The organism is Paraburkholderia acidipaludis NBRC 101816, from assembly GCF_000684975.1.
GTDB lineage: Bacteria > Pseudomonadota > Gammaproteobacteria > Burkholderiales > Burkholderiaceae > Paraburkholderia > Paraburkholderia acidipaludis.
On record NZ_BAXZ01000021.1, the window covers coordinates 1 to 19,651 of the forward strand.

Annotated in this window: 18 protein-coding genes; 16 read left to right on the forward strand and 2 right to left on the reverse strand. The window is 62.5% G+C overall.

All coding sequences use genetic code 11. From position 1 onward, the window contains the following. The 11 genes from BAC01S_RS32205 to BAC01S_RS21950 all read left to right on the forward strand — a co-directional run. Window positions 1-2,043 (forward strand): DUF2345 domain-containing protein (locus BAC01S_RS32205; RefSeq protein WP_156954497.1); only part of this gene is annotated, 2,043 nt, incomplete at its 5' end. 79 nt (window positions 2,044-2,122) lie between these two features. Continuing rightward, on the forward strand, window positions 2,123-3,484 hold the full coding sequence (locus BAC01S_RS21910) for a hypothetical protein (RefSeq protein ID WP_156954498.1): 1,362 nt from the start codon (window positions 2,123-2,125) through the stop codon (window positions 3,482-3,484). Window position 3,485: 1 nt separating this feature from the next. Continuing rightward, window positions 3,486-3,770 (forward strand): PAAR domain-containing protein, encoded by a 285-nt coding sequence (locus BAC01S_RS21915; RefSeq protein ID WP_027796683.1) that lies wholly within the window; start codon window positions 3,486-3,488, stop codon window positions 3,768-3,770. Between the two features lie 11 nt (window positions 3,771-3,781). Continuing rightward, window positions 3,782-5,236 carry a hypothetical protein gene (locus tag BAC01S_RS32210; protein WP_043203224.1) on the forward strand — a complete coding sequence of 485 codons (1,455 nt, stop codon included), beginning with the start codon at window positions 3,782-3,784 and terminating at the stop codon, window positions 5,234-5,236. Between the two features lie 13 nt (window positions 5,237-5,249). Next, on the forward strand, window positions 5,250-5,486 hold the full coding sequence (locus BAC01S_RS34790; RefSeq protein ID WP_156954499.1) for a hypothetical protein: 237 nt from the start codon (window positions 5,250-5,252) through the stop codon (window positions 5,484-5,486). A gap of 28 nt (window positions 5,487-5,514) precedes the next feature. Next, window positions 5,515-7,089: a DUF2345 domain-containing protein gene (locus BAC01S_RS21930; RefSeq protein ID WP_027796685.1), complete on the forward strand. Its 1,575-nt coding sequence runs from the start codon at window positions 5,515-5,517 to the stop codon at window positions 7,087-7,089. Further along, window positions 7,079-8,512, forward strand: coding sequence for a hypothetical protein (locus BAC01S_RS21935; protein ID WP_027796686.1), 1,434 nt, complete (start codon window positions 7,079-7,081; stop codon window positions 8,510-8,512). The genes BAC01S_RS21930 and BAC01S_RS21935 overlap by 11 nt, the downstream gene beginning before the upstream one ends. Window position 8,513: 1 nt before the next feature. Beyond that, complete coding sequence (locus tag BAC01S_RS32215) at window positions 8,514-8,744, forward strand: hypothetical protein (protein WP_043203225.1); 231 nt, start codon at window positions 8,514-8,516, stop codon at window positions 8,742-8,744. 460 nt (window positions 8,745-9,204) lie between these two features. After that, entirely contained in the window at window positions 9,205-11,397 is a 2,193-nt protein-coding gene (locus tag BAC01S_RS21940; RefSeq protein WP_027796687.1) for a TonB-dependent receptor, read from the forward strand. A 111-nt stretch (window positions 11,398-11,508) separates the two neighbouring features. Next, window positions 11,509-12,192 carry a Fe2+-dependent dioxygenase gene (locus BAC01S_RS21945; RefSeq protein ID WP_027796688.1) on the forward strand — a complete coding sequence of 228 codons (684 nt, stop codon included), beginning with the start codon at window positions 11,509-11,511 and terminating at the stop codon, window positions 12,190-12,192. After that, the gene (locus BAC01S_RS21950; RefSeq protein ID WP_027796689.1) at window positions 12,189-12,911 is read left to right on the forward strand and encodes a PepSY-associated TM helix domain-containing protein; all 723 of its coding nucleotides are present in this window, start codon (window positions 12,189-12,191) and stop codon (window positions 12,909-12,911) included. Before BAC01S_RS21945 ends, BAC01S_RS21950 begins: the two co-directional genes overlap by 4 nt. Before the next feature lie 31 nt (window positions 12,912-12,942). Here BAC01S_RS21950 and cobF read toward each other — a convergent pair whose 3' ends face one another. Next, entirely contained in the window at window positions 12,943-13,725 is a 783-nt protein-coding gene (cobF, locus tag BAC01S_RS21955; RefSeq protein WP_245616648.1) for a precorrin-6A synthase (deacetylating), read from the reverse strand. Window positions 13,726-13,940: 215 nt separating this feature from the next. Here cobF and BAC01S_RS21960 point away from each other — a divergent pair, with 215 nt between their 5' ends. Beyond that, window positions 13,941-14,528: a LysE family translocator gene (locus BAC01S_RS21960; RefSeq protein WP_027796691.1), complete on the forward strand. Its 588-nt coding sequence runs from the start codon at window positions 13,941-13,943 to the stop codon at window positions 14,526-14,528. A gap of 7 nt (window positions 14,529-14,535) precedes the next feature. On the opposite strand, the gene BAC01S_RS21965 is transcribed toward BAC01S_RS21960, so the two are convergent. Then, the gene (locus BAC01S_RS21965) at window positions 14,536-15,342 is read right to left on the reverse strand and encodes an AraC family transcriptional regulator (protein WP_245616649.1); all 807 of its coding nucleotides are present in this window, start codon (window positions 15,340-15,342) and stop codon (window positions 14,536-14,538) included. Between the two features lie 257 nt (window positions 15,343-15,599). Between BAC01S_RS21965 and BAC01S_RS21970 the strand changes: the two genes are divergently transcribed. The 4 genes from BAC01S_RS21970 to BAC01S_RS21985 are packed head-to-tail and all read left to right on the forward strand — an operon-like array spanning window position 15,600 to window position 19,650. Further along, window positions 15,600-17,954 (forward strand): HAMP domain-containing protein, encoded by a 2,355-nt coding sequence (locus BAC01S_RS21970; RefSeq protein ID WP_027796693.1) that lies wholly within the window; start codon window positions 15,600-15,602, stop codon window positions 17,952-17,954. A gap of 3 nt (window positions 17,955-17,957) precedes the next feature. Next, window positions 17,958-18,719: a methyl-accepting chemotaxis protein gene (locus tag BAC01S_RS21975; RefSeq protein ID WP_043203226.1), complete on the forward strand. Its 762-nt coding sequence runs from the start codon at window positions 17,958-17,960 to the stop codon at window positions 18,717-18,719. Continuing rightward, window positions 18,716-19,246: a hypothetical protein gene (locus BAC01S_RS21980; RefSeq protein ID WP_027796695.1), complete on the forward strand. Its 531-nt coding sequence runs from the start codon at window positions 18,716-18,718 to the stop codon at window positions 19,244-19,246. Before BAC01S_RS21975 ends, BAC01S_RS21980 begins: the two co-directional genes overlap by 4 nt. A 38-nt stretch (window positions 19,247-19,284) precedes the next feature. Next, window positions 19,285-19,650, forward strand: coding sequence for a response regulator (locus BAC01S_RS21985; protein WP_027796696.1), 366 nt, complete (start codon window positions 19,285-19,287; stop codon window positions 19,648-19,650). Window position 19,651: the final 1 nt, after the last annotated feature.

Sequence of the window (19,651 nt, forward strand, 5' to 3'; positions counted from 1 at the left end):
GCGGGAGCGGAACTGCGCACGGCCGCCCACCTCGTCAGTCGCGGCGGCGCGGGTGTGATGGTGACGGCGTACAACCAGGCGGGCGGCAGCGGCAAGGTGCTGGCCATGGACGAAACCCTGGCGCAGTTCGCGGACCACCAGAGGTTTGCCGGGACGCTGGCGCAGTCCGCCGAAGCGTCGAAGGCCGTGCCCGCCGACACCCAGGCGCAGCAGTCAATCAACGACGGCCTGAAGGCGCTGAAAAAGCCTGGAGTGCTGGTCACGGGACCGGGGCCGGTCGCAGTGGCCTCGGGCGACGGTGTGCAGCTTGCCGCCGACGGGCCGATTCTCGGCACGGCGAAAAAGGGCATCCACTTCAGCACGCTCAGGCGGTTCACGGTGGCCGCCGGTGACCTGTTATCGCTCTTTACGCAGAAGGGCATGAGCCTGATCGCGGCGGCGGGCGACTTCGTGGCGCAGGCCCAGCGTGGGCGCATGCAGCTTGCCGCGCAGGAGGACATGTCGGTCGAATCGGTCAACGGCGTGGTGCACGTGAAGGCGGCGAAGGAGATCATCCTGAACGTGGACGGCACCTACGTGAAGCTCAGCGGGGCGGGTGTCGAGATCGGCTCGCGCGGGGGTGTGCTGTACCGCACGGCGGGCGTGAAGGGCACCGGCCCCGCGCAGATGGACCTGGGCGGGGCAGCGTTCGCGCCGAAGTTCGTGCCGTACACGACCGGGTGCGAGGTGTGGCGCACCAATCCGAATTTCGTGCCGCCGCCCGCACCGGTATCGAACCCGGCGGAATGGCCGGCGCTGACTAACACGGGAGCCGTGCCGCCTGCCCCATCGCTCGACGCGGGGTCGATGGCGTCGGCAGGCGGTGGAGCAATGTCAGATGCTGGAAACCCTTGGGGGCCAGGGTTGTCGGGTTCGACAGGATCTGCGGGTGGTCCAGGAGGCAGCGGGATTCTGGTAATTAACGATCCAGAGAATGAGAAGGCGATTTGTGTTGCGCCTGATCCGGTTGAGCTGAAAAGCCCCGCGCCATGTAACTGGCAGCTCTCAGATTTTACGGTGGCGGCCAAAATGGATCGGGAGACGCCAACGTACCAGAAATACGGCTGGACGCGGACTGAACGGCTTGTAAAGGATGGACAGCCTGAAATGTGCGGCGGGACAGCGCCGACCACATGCCGGTTTTCCTATGACTCCAGCAGTAAAACCTTGACTGCAACGGTCGTTACCGCATTGGTGCCGAAACTGCTGGTGCAGATGGACCGTGCGACCAGACAACCTCTACGCGATGCCAGCAACAACTACGTCATTGTGCAGTATGAGACCTTTGGAAACGGAGCTAATTCTGGCAAGTCGTTTGCCGAACAGGGTTTGATGCTGGTCGAACGCGACCCAGCGGAAGTTGATGCCTCGACGTACAAAAACATGGTCGAGAAAACGCTGAACCAGGGGAACTACAAACTGATTCTCGATGGTTGCAGCAAAGGTGGAGCCTGTGGTTGCCGGGTTGCAGTCAAATTCTGTGCCGATGTGCACGTCGTCAGGGAAGCGGACGCACCGGCGCTTAACCCGAACATCACTATCAATTTATTCCCGACGACTGCACGGGCGGACGCTAATAATTGGCCAGAGGCAGACTATCAAATAGTTTCAGGTCGCCCCAGGGAAAAAGTGACGCAAACCAAGGCGCATGAAACCGGGCACCTGTTTAATTTCCCTGACGAATATTGGCAGCAAGGTGGATTCGTGCATTCGATATATATTAAGAATGGCAGGGATATTGATTTCGACCTGGCTGACAAAAATAAGGCTGCGGGTAAATTTTGGGTAATCGAAACCGAAAACAACCTGATGGGCGGCGGGTGTCTTCAGCCAACAGCCACGACTTCACCTTATTACCTTGAGTATGTTCGGAGATGGTTTTCGGCTCATACAAACAAGCTGTGGCGCGTGGGCTATGCCGCACCTGTTGTTCCCGTCAAAAACGCTGCAACAGCAAGTGGAGTCTCGTCGGTGAAAGCGGGGGCTGCTTATGGAAAGAAATAACTGCTCGCCGAGACTTCGAAAGTTGTTGAAGATAGTTCCTTTTATCTTGGTAATGATATGGATGGGGGGTCGATACGCGATGGCAAATGATTCTAATAATGGTGTTTTACGGGCCGATGCGTTTTCTCTTTCATGGTCTGGTGGCCTTGAATATGGTTCGAGGGAGATGACGTTTGATGGCGAAGGCAAGTTTTACTTTGCCAAGGGAGACACCATCAACGACGAGACGCAGACGGGCGTGGGAGTTTTTGTACTGAATCTGCAAAATCGCGACGTCGAGGAATTGAAAGCGGTGGCGCAGACGTTGTGCGACAGCAATATTCAAACTGGTGGACCGGAAACACATGATCCGGCCGCAACGTTCAGCGTTGTTTGCATGGACGAGGGAAAGGTCGTGAGCAGATCGGGTTCCCTGCGCCTGATTCCTGAGAGCTTTAGGCATAAGATTTTCGATGCTCCACTCCGTCTATCGGAGCGGGCGCGGACTGAGGGCAGGAAACTCATCAAACTCGATTTCACCACCGAAAGTGTTGAGTACAAGGACGGCCGCTATATCGTTTCTGTACGTTTCATTAATTCCGGGGATCGCTGGATTAAATTTAAAACACCAGATCAATGGCGAGGGAGTACAACGGGGGGCGATTTGGGTGTTGCCCCATTTAGTGAGATTGGAAAAATGAGTCCGCGCGATGATTGGGGATTTCCCTTGGCCGGGGTAAAGATGGTCAATCAAGAGGATTTTCATGATGGAATTGTGGTTGTGAATCCAGGGAGTAGTAAAACTTTAAAATTCAACGTGCTTCCCGACAATAATATTACCAAAGGGGAATATGACTTCTCTGGCGCTGCTTTTATGAGGATTGAATACGAGGGCTATGGATGGGGCTTGTCAACCCAAGTAGATTTCAGACCAATTAGGACCCGTATTACCATCGACCGCGACTATCCCTCGACGCCCGAGGAACGTGAGCAGTACGAGAAAACTCACCGTGAGAACATGTCCCAGTGGCCGGTCAAGCCCGGCGAAACCTTTCCCGAGGACGGCCTGTATCGCGCCGTACAGATGAGCGGCGGCGTCGCCTTTCGCAGCCTCCAGCTCACTCCGTTCAAGGCCGGGGACGTTGCGCCCACGGACGGCGTGAAGATGTTCACCGAATCCGCCAGCGGCACGGTGCTGAACGGGCGCGCGCAGTGGCTGTGGGTGGGCAGCGCACCTACGCCGGTCAAGCAGTGGTCGCCCGACCTGATCGACGGCACCCAGCAGCGTTGCGCGGCAGGCGATGTCTGTCCACGGACCGGGCGGTGGTTGGCGCGTGTGCATTCGGGGGACTGGAATTACCGCTACGACCTCGCGGGCATCGTGACCCGCAAACGGGGGGAACGCATGCCTGGTGCGAGCGGCGACAGCCACCACGGCGGGTGGGAATGGCTGGGGGCGTGACGTGAGCGAACGCGCCCACATCTACGAAGGCGACCACACTACCGCGGGCGGGACCGTGGCGGACGGCATCGACGGCACTGGCTACGACGGACGCAGGATGGGCTACATCGGTGCGCCGGTAATCTGCCCCGCCTGCGGCACCACCGGCAGGATCGGCAAGAATGGCGGGCGCTTCGAACAGGACTGGTACGGCAAGGTGCCCGCGCTCGAAGACGACTTCTGCCTGTGCGCCTGCGACCCGAAACCCCGGTTGCTTGCGACCGTGAAGAACTGGTCGGTTGATTGACAGGAGGTCTGATGAGTTTTCGCTGGGATCAGCGCATGCCGGACGAATGGCCTGCCGTAAAGCCCATTTCCGGCTGGGTCAGGTTGCTCCTGTACCTGATCGTTGAGATCGTCGCCGTGGCCATTGTGCTTTCAGGGTGGCAAAAAGGGGTTTCCCTTTTGTCGGGGAAATTTTTCCACGATGTGTTTCTGGTTCCGTTTCCTGCCTGGCTGGCGCTCTGTTTCGTTGTGTACATGGTCGCGTATGACGGGCCTGCAATGGAAGCCGCAAGGCACAACAGGAAGCGGTATTTCCAGGCAACCCGCTGGCAGCGGGAGGTCCGCTCGGGTGTTGCGGTGCTTGACAGCGTGGTGCTGGCACCGGAGCCGGACCTTGCGGTGCGCATGCTCGGGCTGGAGGGAAAGGCACTGGACAATCCTGGGAAGGTGATGGCAATCGACGTTACTGGGACGACGGATACGCCGCGCCTTCAATGCGTGCTCACCCAGCTCCTGACTCCCTTGCTGCCCCGGCTCGCGAAGGCCATACGTACCGACTCCTTCGATATCGTCACGCAGGCCGAAGGGGTAGAACTGGCGGCCCAGGTGCACGAAGTCTGGAAGCAACTGGAACTGCCCCGCACGCCTCGCGTCAGGTCGCTCGATATTGGCACGGACCCCGGTTTTGCGGCGTGCTGGTTCGAGGACGATATCCAACCCGCCTACCCCTATGCCTCGTACAACGTGGACCGCACGCCGAAATACCGGCTGCTGCTCACGTGGCATCTGAACAGCGAAGGACAGGAAGGAGAGCAGGCGTTTTCGGAAGCGGCCGTGGCGCTGTTGCTGGGTTCGCCTGCCCTTATGGCGGAAGAGAAGCCACCGAAGCAGCAGGCGTGGCTGCTCCGCGAAATTACCGGTGGCGCTGACGAAGTGGACCGTTCGCTTTCCCTGCTGCTCGATGCCGGACAGGTGCCACGGGAACGCATTCACCACTTCTGGCACAGTCGCCTCAAGGGTATAGCCCAGCACGGGACGATGGGTGCGGTACGGGAAAGCGGTTTGAAGCTGGACGGGCACGACCTGGAACAGGCGGTCGGTCCGCAGGCGCGCGTGTCGCGTTGGCTGCTCCAGGCACTCGCGGCAAAGATGGCGCACTTCGGGCAGGGACCTCAGCTCATTGCATTGCCTCACGAACAGGGCGTTGCGCTGAACCTGGTTGCCAAGGTGCCCGCTCCGATGGACGTGCCGTGGAAGAAGGAATACGGCTACGACCCGGTTGTGGGTCCCGAATCCGGGGCGTTTGCATCGCTCTGGGCGTTTGCCATGTTCGTATCGCCCAACAAGGATTGGGGCACGTTCGAAACTACCTTTTCGGCCGCGATAGTGGCGTGTCTGATCGGGTGTTTCGTCTTCCGCAATCCTGAAGTCGTCAAGGCGGCAGGCGAAGGGGTTATGGATTTTGTGGCGAGCATGACCGGATTTTGAAGAGGACAACGGCGTGAGCAGTGCGAAAGAAAACAGGGCAGTGCTTGAGCAGTACACGGTGGCAGAACCGGAAGCGCGCCGGTCGGAAATCTGGCGTTACTGGCGCGTCTTTCGCTGGCTACTTCTGTCCTTCGCCGGTGCCCTGATCCTGACCGTGGCGGGGTACTTCGGGCCGGGTGACCCTCTCAACGCGGTTACTTTCCGGGCTGGCATCGGCGCACTCGTCTGTTGCCTGGGTCAGAGCGTGTGACCTGTTGTCCCTCTTCACGCAGAAGGGCATGAGCCTGATCGCGGCGGCGGGCGATTTCGCGGCGCAGGCCCAGCGTGGGCGCATGCAGCTTGCCGCGCAGGAGGACATGTCGGTCGAATCGGTCAACGGCGTGGTGCACGTGAAGGCGGCGAAGGAGATCATCCTGAACGTGGACGGCACCTACGTGAAGCTCAGCGGGGCGGGTGTCGAGATCGGCTCGCGCGGGGGTGTGCTGTACCGCACGGCGGGCGTGAAGGGCACCGGCCCCGCGCAGATGAATCTGGGCGGCGCGGCGTTCGCGCCGAAGTTCGTGCCGTATACGACCGGGTGCGAGGTGTGGCGCACCCATCCCGGCTTCGTGCCGCCGCCCGCTGTGCCTGCGCCACTCCCGGCGCAGTGGCAAGCGCCGGCGAATACCGGTGCGGTTGCGTCAGCACCTGACGCGGGCGGTGTAGCACCGTCGCCGCTTGGCGACTTTTTCTCGCGTCAATCCGGCGGTGGCGTGCCGGCGAGCGCGTCTGCTTTTTCGCCGTTTGACGGGCAGCCCTCAAGTGTGGATTCAGGGATATCCAAGGCCAAGGTGACGCTGAATAACCCCGACGATCAGCAAGCTTGTGTTGCGCCTGATCCCATCAAGCTTGTGAACGCGGTGCCCTGCGACTGGAAAAGCACTGACCTAAAGGCAGACGTTTCGGAGCATATTGAAGCCACGTTGTATTGGGGCAGGCTGGACAACCGGACGCCATGGAAAAGCAAGGATGGAGCAACGTGGTATCGGGGTGGAGGTTCAAGAGACTCGAATTTTGAGTTTGCATACAGCGAGCAGGACAAGACGATTACCTGCACCGTTCGGGTGATGCTGGTTCCGATGGAGCTGTTTCCGGTTGATGCAAGAGGAAATCGTGAACTTTCCGCCCAGCTTCAATCGATTCCATATGAATCACCCGTTCATTATCAATTGACCCCTGGCGCTACGCGTAAGCGTATCAAGATGGACTACCGCGAGGCGGTTGGGAATGACTACGACGTTGCCGCATTGAGAAATCGTATCGAAGCCGTGCTGAACCAGGGTGGCTACAAGCTGATTCTGGATGGGTGCTCCAAGGGGGCGGCATGCGGATGCCGGGTAAAGGTCAATTTCAAGGCCGATCTGCGCGTGTCGATCCGGGGTGAGCCGATTAGCGGATTCCGCGAGCACGTTTTGATTCACCTGTTCCCTTCAATTCTCCGGGCGGACACGTCTGCCTGGGGAGAGCAGCAAAAAATGAGGGATGACCAAGGCGGTATACATAATCTTCCGCGTGCACACGTCGAGGCACATGAGTGTGGTCACTATTTTAATTTCCCGGATGAATACTACGACCAGGGCGGTTGGCTCCATGAATCGTATATCAATAACGAGCAGATCGATTTTTCGCTGGTTGATGCGAAAGCTGGAACTCCGGTGTGGCAAGGGCGTTCGCAGAGCAACTTGATGGGCTATGGTGCGAATCTGCCATTTGATCAAGGGCGTGCGACTCTCAAGCCATACTACCTGGAATATGTGCGACGTCAGTTTTCGCTCGCTACAAACAAGTTGTGGAGAGTCGGCTATGACGCGTAATCCATGGATCAAATTGCTGGGTCGAGCGGCCCTGTTGTGCTTTGCCTTTGGAAACAACGTTCATGCTCAAGCTATAAACCCGGAGAATCAGACGATGCAATTCAGCTACACGACAAATGGCGCCGCGGACGGTAACTTCAATAAATATGGGAACAATGAAGTCTCAGTTTCCGGTGATGTGCTGACAGTGGAAATAGGCGATTCTGACGGAGATAGAAATGTTAGCGGTGTGGGAATATATGAATTGAAGTTGTCAAATCAGAATCTGGAAAATGCAAAAAAGCTCGCGAAGCTGCTGTGCTCTCCCAAAGACCCAACAAGTGATGTGCCGAGTACTGACCTTTATGGTGCGATGTGTAACGGCGAGATGAGAAGCAGCTACATCAGGGATTTCAGTCGTCCTGTAGCAGTCAAGATTTCTGATCTGGTAGATATACTCACGAATGTTGGGGTTGAATATGGGAGAAAGGTCGTCAAGCTCGACCTTTTCCTGGATTCTATTGATCGTGAAAAGGATGGTTTTCTGGTTTCTTTCCGGTTTGCTAACGGCGGTGATTATCCGATCAAGTTCAGAACGCCAGATAAATGGAATACTCAAAAGGGCTGGAATATGGACATTCTGGCCGTAAATGGCTATCGGGTGGGCGGCACTGGCAACGATGACGATCAGCTTGGATTGGCATTGGCCGGGAAATTACTTGCCGATCCAAAGCAATTTCCCGACGAAGAAATCAACCTCGCGCCACATAGCTATGTGGTACTGAAAATGAAAACTCATAGCATCAAGAAGTTTTCTGCTGGTACATATGATTTGAATATGAGCGCATTCATGAACATGGAGGTCACTGGAATTCACTCGAATCTGCTGCGCGTCGATTTCCATTCCGACTACAAGAACCCGACCCGCATCACCTTCGACCGTGACTATCCCGCGACGCCCGAGGAGCGCGAACAGTGGGAAGCGGATCACAAAGCCCGCATGTCTTTCCAGCCGGTAAAGCCTGGTCAGACGTTTGCCGAGGACGGCCTGTATCGCGCCGTACAGATGAGCGGCGGCGTCGCCATCCGTAGTCTTCAGCTCACTCCGTTCAAGGCCGGGGACGTTGCGCCCACGGACGGCGTGAAGATGTTCACCGAATCCGCCAGCGGCACGGTGCTGAACGGGCGTGCGCAGTGGCTGTGGGTGGGTAGCGCGCCTACGCCGGTCAAGCAGTGGTCAGCCGACCTGATCGACGGCACCCAGCAGCGTTGCGCGGCAGGCGATGTCTGTCCACGGACCGGGCGGTGGTTGGCGCGTGTGCATTCGGGGGACTGGAATTACCGCTACGACCTCGCGGGCATCGTGACCCGCAAACGGGGGGAACGCATGCCTGGTGCGAGCGGCGACAGCCGCCACGGCGGGTGGGAATGGCTGGGGGCGTGACATGAGCGAACGTGCCCGCATCTACGAAGGCGACCATACGACCGCAAGCGGGACGGTGATCGGCGGTATCGACGTTCTGGCAAGCCGCCTGAAGGGTCTCGCGCTGCACGCCACGCTGGGTACGGCACGGAATGAAGCGGACTCGATACGACTGCCGGTGCAAGAGCCGTGGTGGTTAATGGTGACCCCGGAGATTGCGCCGGAGGCGCGTCCTGGGTGCTGTATCCGTTGATTCTGCCGGGTTTCACCGTAGCTCTGCCATCGGACGCCACTCCCCACGCACGAGCAGAAAATCTTTGCGCGACAAGGTCTTGGCGCGATTGGACAGGTGTTATCCACGGACCTATCAACGGTTTCTGTGGATAACGGCACGGGGTCCTCACGTCCTCGCGGCCCCAATCAGATGACCCACGCAAAAATTACATTTCTATTTCAATTCCATGTAATTTCCCGAAACATTCCAAATCCTTACTAACAGCAACCCTACGATTGAAATAAACAGAAACATATGAAATGATACCGATTCTCATTTGAATCGACCCAAAACGCATCGGTTCAACCTATAACAACCAGCCAGCGTAGCGTCGTGTCCTTGTCCGTTCGAGGGGCGGCCCAGCCAGCCAACGCACCCGTGCCGTCATGCGCTGTCACGCATGTCCAGTCGGCCGGGGCCTTCGTCGGACAGGACTCCCATGTTGAACAGGACGCCGCTCGCGAGTGCGCTCGCGCTGGCCTTTGCCGTGCCCTTCGCTTCCACCGCGCTCGCGCAGAGCGCGCCCGCGTCCGCACCACAGGCTACCGCGCCAGCAGCGGCCTCTTCCGCTGCGGCAGAAGGCTCGACGCTTCCCGCCATCTCCGTTTCGGGACAGACCGATCCTCAGGACTTCCAGGCAGAGCGCTCGACGGTGGGCGCGAAGACGCCCACGGCGCTGCGCGACATCCCGCAGTCGGTTACGGTCATCAACAAGGCCGTGATGCAGTCGCAGGGCGCGACTTCGTTCCAGGACGCGCTGCGCAACGCGCCGGGCATCACGATAGGCGGCGCGGAAGGCGGCCAGATCGGCAACAACATCAACCTGCGCGGCTTCACGGCGCAGAACGACATCTACCTCGACGGTTTCCGCGACCGCAATCAGTACTATCGCGACACGTTCGACCTCGACGCCATCGAAGTGCTCTACGGTCCTTCGTCCATGCTGTTCGGCCGCGGCTCGACGGGCGGCGTGGTGAACCAGGTGTCGAAGAAGGCCAATCTCACGCCGTCCGCGGAAGTCTCCACCACGGTCGGGACGGACGACCGCTATCGCACGTCCGTCGACCTGAACCATCCGCTGGGCGACACGGCGGCGTTCCGCCTGAATGCGTTCGGCCAGTCGCTCGGTTCCACGCGCGACGAGATGAAGAACAAGGACTACGGCATCGCGCCCGAGCTGCGTTTCGGCATCGGCACGCCAACGGAGGTGACGCTCTCCGCGCTGATCCAGCACAACTACGACATGCCCGACTACGGCGTGCAGTCGATCAACGGCCATGCGTTCGCGCCGTCGAAGAGCACGTTTTACGGCCTCACCGACGACCGCACGATCCAGGACGTCCAGACGGTCGCGGCGCGCGTCGATCACAAGTTCAACGACCAGTTCAAGCTCACTAACCAGACCGAGTTCTCGCACTCGCTCACCGACGCGCGCGAGACCGCGCCCGGCGCGGTCCTGACCGGCCCGCTGGCTTCGAGTCCGGCGCTCTCGAACGGCAACTACACGACGCTGCCGCTCTCGGACCTCTACGTCAAGCTCGCGAGCCACGACCGCGTGATCGAGAACCACTCGATCTACAACGACACGATGGCCGAGTACAAGTTCGACACGGGCTTCGTCAAGCACGACGTGATCGCGGGTGTCGAGGTCGGCCACGACAGCTATACGAATCAGGCCTATACGCGCAATAACCTGCCGATTCTCTCGCTGCTCGATCCGGCGTACATGTCCACGCCGTCGAACGTCACGCAGACCGTGGGCAACCACGCGGAGTCGGGTGCGACTTCGCTCGCGGCCTACATGAACGAGACGATGTCGTTGGGCGAGCACTGGAAGCTGATAGGCGGCCTGCGCTGGGACCGCTTCCAGGCGCACATCTCGAACACGATCAGCGCGCCGGGCTACGCGGACCAGACCAACACGTTCACGAGCGTGCGCGCCGGCGTGATCTATCAGCCTACCGATTGGCAGTCCTACTACTTCTCGTACGGCACCTCGTTCGACCCGTCGCTCGAATCGCTCACGGTCACGAACAACACGCAGAACCTCGCGCCGGAACACACGAAGTCGTATGAGGTGGGCGGCAAGTGGGACTTGCTGAACGGCAATCTTTCGGTGACTTCGGCGCTGTTCCAGCAGGAGATGGACAATGCGCGCACGCAAACGTCCTCGGGCGAATACCTGCTGGAAGGCGACGTGCGCGTGCGCGGCTTCCAGGCGGGCGTGAGCGGGCACCTCACGGACAAATGGCAGGTGTTCGGCGGTTACACGTACATGGACGGCGTGGTGCTCCAGGCGCTGGACGGCACCCAGGGCAATACGCTCGCGAATACGCCGCGCAACACGCTGACGCTCTGGACAACTTACGAAGTGGCGCCGCACTGGGAAGTGGGCGGCGGCCCGACCTACATGTCGGCGCGTTATGCGGCGAACACGAACTACGTTTCGGTAGGCGGCTACACGCGCTGGGATGCGATGGCCGAATACGAGCAGAAAAAGTGGGACGTGCGCCTGAATCTGCTGAACCTGACCAACAAGTTCTACTACGACGCGCTCATTCAATCCGATGGCGGACGTTCGGTGCCTGGCGTGGGACGCACGCTGCTCGCGACCTTCGACTATCGGCTCTGAGTGCAAGATGCCGTCACGCGCCGTAACGCAATTGCCCGAAAAATCGCGCACAATGCGCGGTTTTACGCGCACGGCGCACGTGACGCGCGTGGCGCACGGAAAGGAAACCCGATGCTGGTGCACATACCGAATGTCCTGACACCCGACCAGGTGCGCGGCCTGCGCGAGCGGCTCGACCGCGCGGGCGACGTCTGGGTGGACGGCCGCGCGACGGCCGGTTATACCGGCGCGCCCGTGAAGCGCAATCGGCAGATCGCCGAGCACACGCCGATCGCGCGCGAGCTGGGCGACGTGGTGCTGGCCGCCATCGAGCGCAATCCGCTCTTCATCAGCGCGGCGCTGCCCAATCAGGTGTATCCGCCGCTCTTCAACCGTTACGAGGGCGGCATGACGTTCGGCAGCCACGTGGACGGCGCCGTGCGGGTGCTGCCCAACGGCGTGAAGCTGCGCACGGACGTTTCGGTAACGCTGTTCCTTTCGGCGCCCGACGAGTACGACGGCGGCGAACTCGTGATCGAGGACAGCTACGGCGTGCAGGAGGTCAAGCTGCCGGCCGGCGACATGATCGTCTATCCGGCCACGAGCCTGCATCAGGTCACGCCGGTCACGCGCGGCGTGCGTCTCGCAAGTTTCTTCTGGGTGCAGAGTCTCGTGCGCAGCGATACCCAGCGCGCGCTGCTCTTCGACATGGACACGGCGATCCAGCGCCTGAACGCGAGCGACGCGGACGCGCAGGCCCGCCGCAGCCTGGTCGGTTGCTATCACAACCTTTTGCGTATCTGGAGCGAAACGTGAACTATCCCGAGGCCGTGGAAATCGAGGCGACGCAGCCGCGTCCGGCGCAATTCGACGCCGCGGCGCGCGACGAGCGCGCGAAACGTCCACGCCGCGGTTCGCGCCGCGCAACCTTCATCAAATGGCTGCGCAAGGTGCATGGCTGGGTGGGGCTCTGGGGCGCGGCGCTGGGTCTCCTGTTCGGCGTGACGGGTTTCGTGCTCAACCATCGCGGCGAACCGCTGCATGTTTCCCCGGGTGCGCCGCAGGTTTCGACCGTGCAGCTCAAGCTGCCCGATCCCGCGCCTGAAACGCCGCGCGCGCTCGTGAAGTGGTTGCAAGGGCAGCCGGACCTGAAGCTGCCGGCGCGCGTTGGCCGCGTACAGAAGGAGCCGGAACATCCCGTGGCCTGGGGCGACCGCGAGACCGTTCAGCCCGAGCACTGGCAGTTGATGTTCTCGTCGCCGAACGAGAGCGTTACGGTCGAGTACTGGGACGGCAACGACTTCGTGACCCTCAAGCGCAACAGCAATTCGCTGCTCGCCACGCTCACGAACCTGCACAAGGGCGTGGGCATGAGCGTGGGCTGGGTGCTCTTCGTCGACAGCTTCGCCGGCGCGCTGATCCTGCTTTCGCTGACCGGCGTGCTGCTCTGGACCGAGCTCAACAAACGCAAGACGGTGGGCGCCGTGCTCGTGATCGGCTCGATCATCGTGGCCGTTTGCGCGGGGTTGTCCTGATCGCGCCCGGATGGCGCTTCATTGCCGTCAATCAATCGCCTTCGTCTTCCACGCCGCGCCGGCGCAGCAGATAGGTGTCCATGATCCAGCCGTTCGCGTCGCGCGCCTCGCCGCGCACGCGGACGATCTCGTCCTTTACCTCGTCGAGGCGGCCCGAGATGAGGATCTCGTCGGGCGTGCCGACATAAGCGCCCCAGTAGATGTCGAGGTCTTCGCCCGCGAGGTCGCGGTAGGCGTTCTGCGCGTCCAGCATCACGACCACGCTGTCCGTGTCCGCGGGAAAGCCCTGCGCGAGACGGCGCCCGGTGGTGATCGCCACGGGGCGGCCGATGAAGTTGAGCGGCACGCGGTGCTTCGCCGCGAGCGCCTGCACGCTGCTGATGCCCGGAATCACCTCGAAGTCGAACGCGAGGCGCCGTTGCGCCAGGATCGCGTCGAGAATGCGGATTGTGCTGTCGTAGAGCGACGGATCGCCCCACACGAGAAAGGCGCCGCACTGGCCGTCTGCGAGTTCCTCCTCGATGAGCCGCTCGAACACGCGCTGCTTGTCGCGGTTCAGTTCCTCCACGGCCGCGCGATAGTCGGCGCCGTCGCGCCGCCGCTCGGGGCTCGCCGCTTCGACGATCCGGTACTCGCGATCCTCGATGAAGCGCGCGCAGATTTCTTTGCGCAGCGCCACGAGCTTGTCCTTGGCCGGCCCCTTGTCCATCACGAAGAACACGTCTGCCTGATTGAGCGCGTTGATGGCTTGCACGGTCAGGTAGTCGGGGTCGCCCGCGCCGATGCCGATCACCAGTATTTTCTTCAGTTTCATAGGGGGTTCCGTCCAGGATTGCCGGCGTGCGCGCGAAGGCGGAACGCGCTGCCCGGCGAATGATAGCGTGACTTCGGCCTGGCGCTTCGGCCTTCAGCGCCCTCGCTCGCCGCCGAGGGGCATTTCCTTCAATACGCGCTCGCGCGGTCCGCTTACGCTTGGGTCGTGATGCGCTCGCCCGCCGGGCGCGCAATCAGGACAACCCGAGGATGACCGTGAACATGGCACTTTCCATGGCCGCTTTCGCGCTGGCCACGTCGATCACACCAGGACCCGTCAATGTCGTCGCGCTGGGCGCGGGTACGCGGTATGGACTGCGCGCGAGCCTGCGCCACGTGACCGGCGCGACAGTCGGCTTCGTGCTGCTTCTGCTGCTGATCGGGCTCGGACTGCACGAACTGCTCGCGCAATGGCCGTGGCTCACGCGCGCGATCCGCTGGGCTGGCGTGGCCTTCCTGCTCTACGTGGCATGGCGCCTTGCCGCCGACAACGGCGAGATCGACACCGCCACCTCCGCGCGCGGTCCCTCGCTGTGGGTGGGCGCGGCCATGCAATGGCTCAACCCGAAAGCGTGGCTCGCCTCGGTGGCGGGCATGGGCGCCTATGCGGCCTCGGGGGAGAAGGTGCTGGTCTGGCAGTTCGCCGCGATCTACTGCGTCGTCTGCTATCTCTCGATCGCCTGCTGGGCCTGGGCCGGGGCGTCGTTGCGCGAGGCGCTGCGCAAGCCGGCGCGCGTGCGCCTCGTGAACCGCAGCATGGCGGTGCTGCTCGCGGCGAGCGCGCTGTACCTGCTCAAGACCTGAGCGGCGCTCACCCGTTGCCGCGGTACTGTCCCGGCGTGGCCGCGACGAACTGGCGGAACGCGCGCTGGAGATGCGCCTGATCGGCGAAGCCCGCATCCGCGGCGACTTCGGCGATGGCGCGTCCGCGCCGCAACTGTGCCCGGCTGAACTCGATGCGCCGGTTCACCACATAAGCGTGGGGCGTCATGCCGTATTGCTGCCGGAACGCGCGGATCAGATACGAAGGCGAGAGGTCGGCCGCCGCGCAGATTTCGTCCAGCCTGAGCGCGCGCGTGTAGTTGTCGTCGATGTATTCGGCGGCGCGCGCGAGGCGGTGGTTCGGCTCGCGCCCGCTGCAAGGCGCGGGGTTCAGCGTCTGTTGCAGCGTCGAAAACCAGGCCGTGATGGCGCTTTCCTTGCGCAGCGTGCTCTCGTGCATATCGGTGAGCAGCGAGTAGAGCCGGTTGAGCCCGGCGAAGAGATCGGGCCGCAGGCTCAAGGTCTGTTCGAACGCGCGAAAGCCCTGGCCGGCGTTGAAGCCCAGATCCTGCTGCCGTTGCGCGAGCCAGTCCACGTCCAGATAGAACATGCGGTAGGCCCACGGCGCGTCTTTGGCCGGGTTGCATGCATGCGCGACCTCGGGATTGACCACCACGACCGTGCCCGCGCCAATCGGCTCGAGCGTGCGGCCGTTCAGGTAGGTGCTGCGCCCGCCCGTTACCGCGCCGATCGAGAACGTGCTGTGCGCGTGCAGGCCGTAGCGCACCTTGCGGCCGTCGGCAATCGCGCGCACCTCGACGAACGGCAACGCGTCGTCGCGCCAGAATTGGGGCACGGCTGCGGAGGTCCGAGGCGATGAGGGCACGGCGGATTTCCGTTTTGAAAGGCGAGAGTCGATCTTATCGCAAGGTGCCGTTTACCGCTTACCGTCTCGCGTGGCGCGTCACCGTGCGCTGGCGCACATTCCTGTGAAGATTCATAACAGCGTCACATACCCCCCGCGATAATTCCACGCTCGAATAGATGGCTTTATGCGTCATGAGTTGCACAACGATAGTGCGGCCGGCGCAGTAACAGCCCGGGGATTTCGACATGACCATTCGTCACCGCATCACGCTACTCATCGTACTGATGTTCGTCGCGCTGTCCGCCATCGGCGGCTACGCGGTCTATCAGACACGCCGCAGTGCCGCCGACGTCCGCCAGGTTACGCAAGGCGTCGTGCCGAGCGCGCTGGCTTCCTCCGACCTCGTCGCCCTCGTGAAGGACGTGCAGCTCGCCACGATGACGCTCGTCTACGCGCCCGACGCGAACATGGTCTCGCAGGCGCAGGACGACCTGAAGACCAAGGAAGCCGCGCTGCGCGCCGCGCTCGACGTGCAGCGCAAGGCTGCCGCGAGCCACGCGCAGGAAGGTCTCGTCGCGCAGGCCGACGAAAGCATCGGCAACTACTTCTCCGCGATCGACGACACCGCGAAGATGAAGGCCGCGGGCAAGAACGAGCTCGCGCAGGCCTACCTCTTCGCGAACGTCGCGCAGTACCGCGACGAGCTGGAAGGCATCGTCACGACGCTGCGCGTCGAGAAGAACCGCCAGAAAGACGAAGCGATCACGGCGCTCAACGGCACGCTCGACACCACCACGAGCGCCATTGCCGGCGTGACGGGCGGCGCGGTCGTGCTGCTCACGCTGATCGGCCTCCTGCTGTATCGCCAGATCACGCGCCCGCTCTCGAGCATGCAGGCCATGATGAGCGAGATCGCCTCGAACCAGGACTTCACGCGGCGCGTGCCGGTGGGCCGCATGGACGAGATCGGCCATTCGATCGTCGCCTTCAACGGCATGATCGAGAAGATCCAGCAGAGCTCGGCGCAGCTCAAGCGCAAGACCGACGACATCCAGGCCATGCTGCAGAACATGCAGCAGGGCATTCTCACGGTGGTCGAAGGCGCGACCATCCACAACGAGTACTCGGCGTATCTGGAAGCGATCTTCGAGACCAACGAGATCGCGGGCCGCCCGCTCATGGATCTCGTGTTCACGAACACGACGCTCGACGCCGACACGGTCGCCCAGGTGCAAGCCGCCGTCGACGCGTGCCTTGGCGAAGACAGCGTGAACTTCGCGTTCAACCAGCACCTGCTCGTGAACGAGATCACGCGCACGATGCCCGACGGCCGCGAGAAGGTGCTCGACCTGAGCTGGTCGGCGATCACGGACGAAAACGACGTGGTCGTGCGCCTCATGCTTTGCGTGCGCGACGTGACGGAACTGCGCGAACTCGCGGCGGAAGCGGGCGAGCAGAAGCGCCGCCTGCAGATGATCGGCGAGATTCTCGCGGTGAGCGAGGAGAAGTTCCATCAGTTCGTGGAAAGCTCGAAGGGCTTCATCCACGAGAACGAACGCATCATCCGCCAGTACGACTGCGCCGACATGGACGCCGTCGCGGCGCTGTTCCGCAACATGCATACGGTGAAGGGCAATGCCCGCACGTACAGCCTGCAGCACCTCACGGGCGTCGTGCACGAGGTCGAGCAGCGCTACGACGCGCTGCGCCGCGAAGACCCGGATCACACGTGGGACCAGCAGTCGCTGATCGAGGATCTCGAGCGCGTGAAGCATTCGCTCGAACACTACGCGACGATCAATGCCGAAAGCCTTGGCCGCGGCACGGGCGCGAAGGGCGGCGACGGCCGCGTGAGCGTGGCGCGCGAGCAGATCGAAGCCAGCCTGCGTGCGCTCGACGCCGCGCACGACGACGACCTCGCTTCGCTGCGTGCGATGCGCGCGACGGTGCGCGGCCTGCTCGCCCGCATCGGCACCGAAACGGTGGGCGACGCGCTGGCGGGCGTGCTCGACTCGCTTCCTTCGCTGGCCGACGAATTGGGCAAGGTCGCGCCGATCGTTCGGATTGCGGACCATGACTTGCGCCTGAAGAGCGAAGTGGCGCCCACGGTGAAAGACGTGTTCACGCACCTGCTGCGCAACTCGCTCGACCACGGCATCGAAATGCCGGCGCAGCGCCGCGCCCAGGGCAAGGACGAGGCGGGTCATATCGACATCGCGGCGAACGTGGAAGGCGGCGCCCTGAAGATGGTGCTTGCCGACGACGGCCGCGGCCTCGCGCTGGCGCGCATCCGCGGCATTGCGGTGGAGCGCGGCTGGCTCGCCCAGGACGAAGCCGCGAGCGACGAGACGATCGCCGGCTTCATTTTCGGCGCGGGCTTTTCGACGGCGCAGCACGTGACCGAGGTATCGGGCCGCGGCGTGGGCATGGATGCGGTGCGCGCGTTCCTCGAACGCGAAGGCGGCCGCATCGAGCTGCGCTTCACGGACAGCCGGCAGGGCGCGGATTACCGCCATTTCGAAACGATCGTCTGGCTACCGCAGCAATGGGCCGTGAGCGGCGCCGATCGCACCGCGCACGCGCGGGTGCTGGCGGACTGATCCATGGCGGGGGTTGAAGTGGTGTTACCGATCTTGTTGGGGGGCGCGGCCGGGGCCGCGCTCGTGGCGTTTGCCGCCGCGGCGATGCACGCGCGGCAGCGCGCGTTCTGGCGCCGCGCGTCCGAAACGCAGCTCGCCGCGCATGGCGCGGCGCTCGCGCAGGCCGAGGAACTCGCGGACGAACGCGTGGCCGCCGTTATGCAGGAAACCGAAGCGCTGCACACGCAGATCGACACGCTGCGCGCCGAACTGGCCCAGCGCAAGTCGCTCGCGGACGCGCTGGAGGCCGCGCTCGGCGAAGAGCGCGCGCGCAGCGAGGACGCCCTGCAACGTGCCTCGCGCATCGCGGGCGAGGCCGCGCGCCTGCGGCTCATGTCCGCCACCTTCGAGCGCTGGCACGAACAGATGATCTCGCTGATGGCGCAGAACCACGACATGCACCAGAAGAACCAGGAGCTCTCGTCGATCGTGAGCCACGTGCTGATCGTTTCGCTCAACGCATCGATCGAAGCGGCGCGCGCGGGCGCGGCCGGGCGCGGCTTCTCGATCGTGGCGGGCGAGGTGCGCGCGCTCGCCACGCGCTCGCAGGATCTTTCGAAGAGCTACCGTGACAGCCTGAACCGCAACGACCTCATCACGGCGGCCACGTTCCAGGACATTCAGGCCGGCGGCAAGATGATCGCGGCTTCGCTCGCGAGCGTGGAATCGCTGTCGAACCAGCTGCAGGCGCATCTGGAGGAAACGCGGACCGAGGCACACGCATGATCGGCGCGCAGGCAAAGGACAGCATCGAGCGCATCTTCTTTTCGGCGGTGCGCACGCGTCTCGTGACGGACGCGCAGCACCACTGCGAGATCAGCCCGCGCCCGGCGGAAGCCGCGCAGGGCGCGCAGGTCGTGGTGCTCACGATTTCCTCGATGCAGTTCCGCCTGCTGCTGCTCCTGCACTTCGAAGACGACGAAGCGACGCGCCGCTACTACATGGGCGACACGCAGGGCTCGCTCACCGAGTCCTTCATGGAATTCGGCAACCTGTGCTGCGGCGCGATGAACCAGCAGCTCGTCGAGCATTTCCCGGACCTCGGCATGTCCACGCCGTATGCGCTCAGCAGCGCCTGCCTGCCGTACCTGCGCGAGCTGAAGCCGGACTACGTTTCCACCTACGCGCTCACGCTCGACGGCAGCGTGCGGCTTGGCGCGACGCTGTGCGTCTGCTCGCAGACGTCGCTTGATTTCGTCGCCGCGCAGACGGAAACGGCGAACGAGGGAGCGGGCGAGCTGGAACTGTTTTAACGAAGGAAGCGCCGCACGCGGCGCAAGGAAATATCGACATGGCAAAGATTCTGGTGGTGGACGATTCGAGCACGGTGCGCGACGAAGTGGCGGGCTTTCTGCGCAAGAACGGCCTCGAGGTGGACACGGCGGTGGACGGCAAGGACGGTCTCGCGAAGCTGCGCGCGAATCCCGGCGTGAAGCTCGTGGTGAGCGACGTGAACATGCCCAACATGGACGGCCTCACGATGGTCGAGAAGATTCGCAGCGAGCTCGCGAACACGGCCGTCAACGTGGTGATGCTGACGACGGAAAGCAGCCCGGCCATGAAGGAGCGCGGCAAGGCGGCCGGCGTGCGCGGCTGGATCGTCAAGCCGTTCAAGGGCGATGCCGTGCTGGAGACGTTTCGCAAGCTGGCGGGTTAAA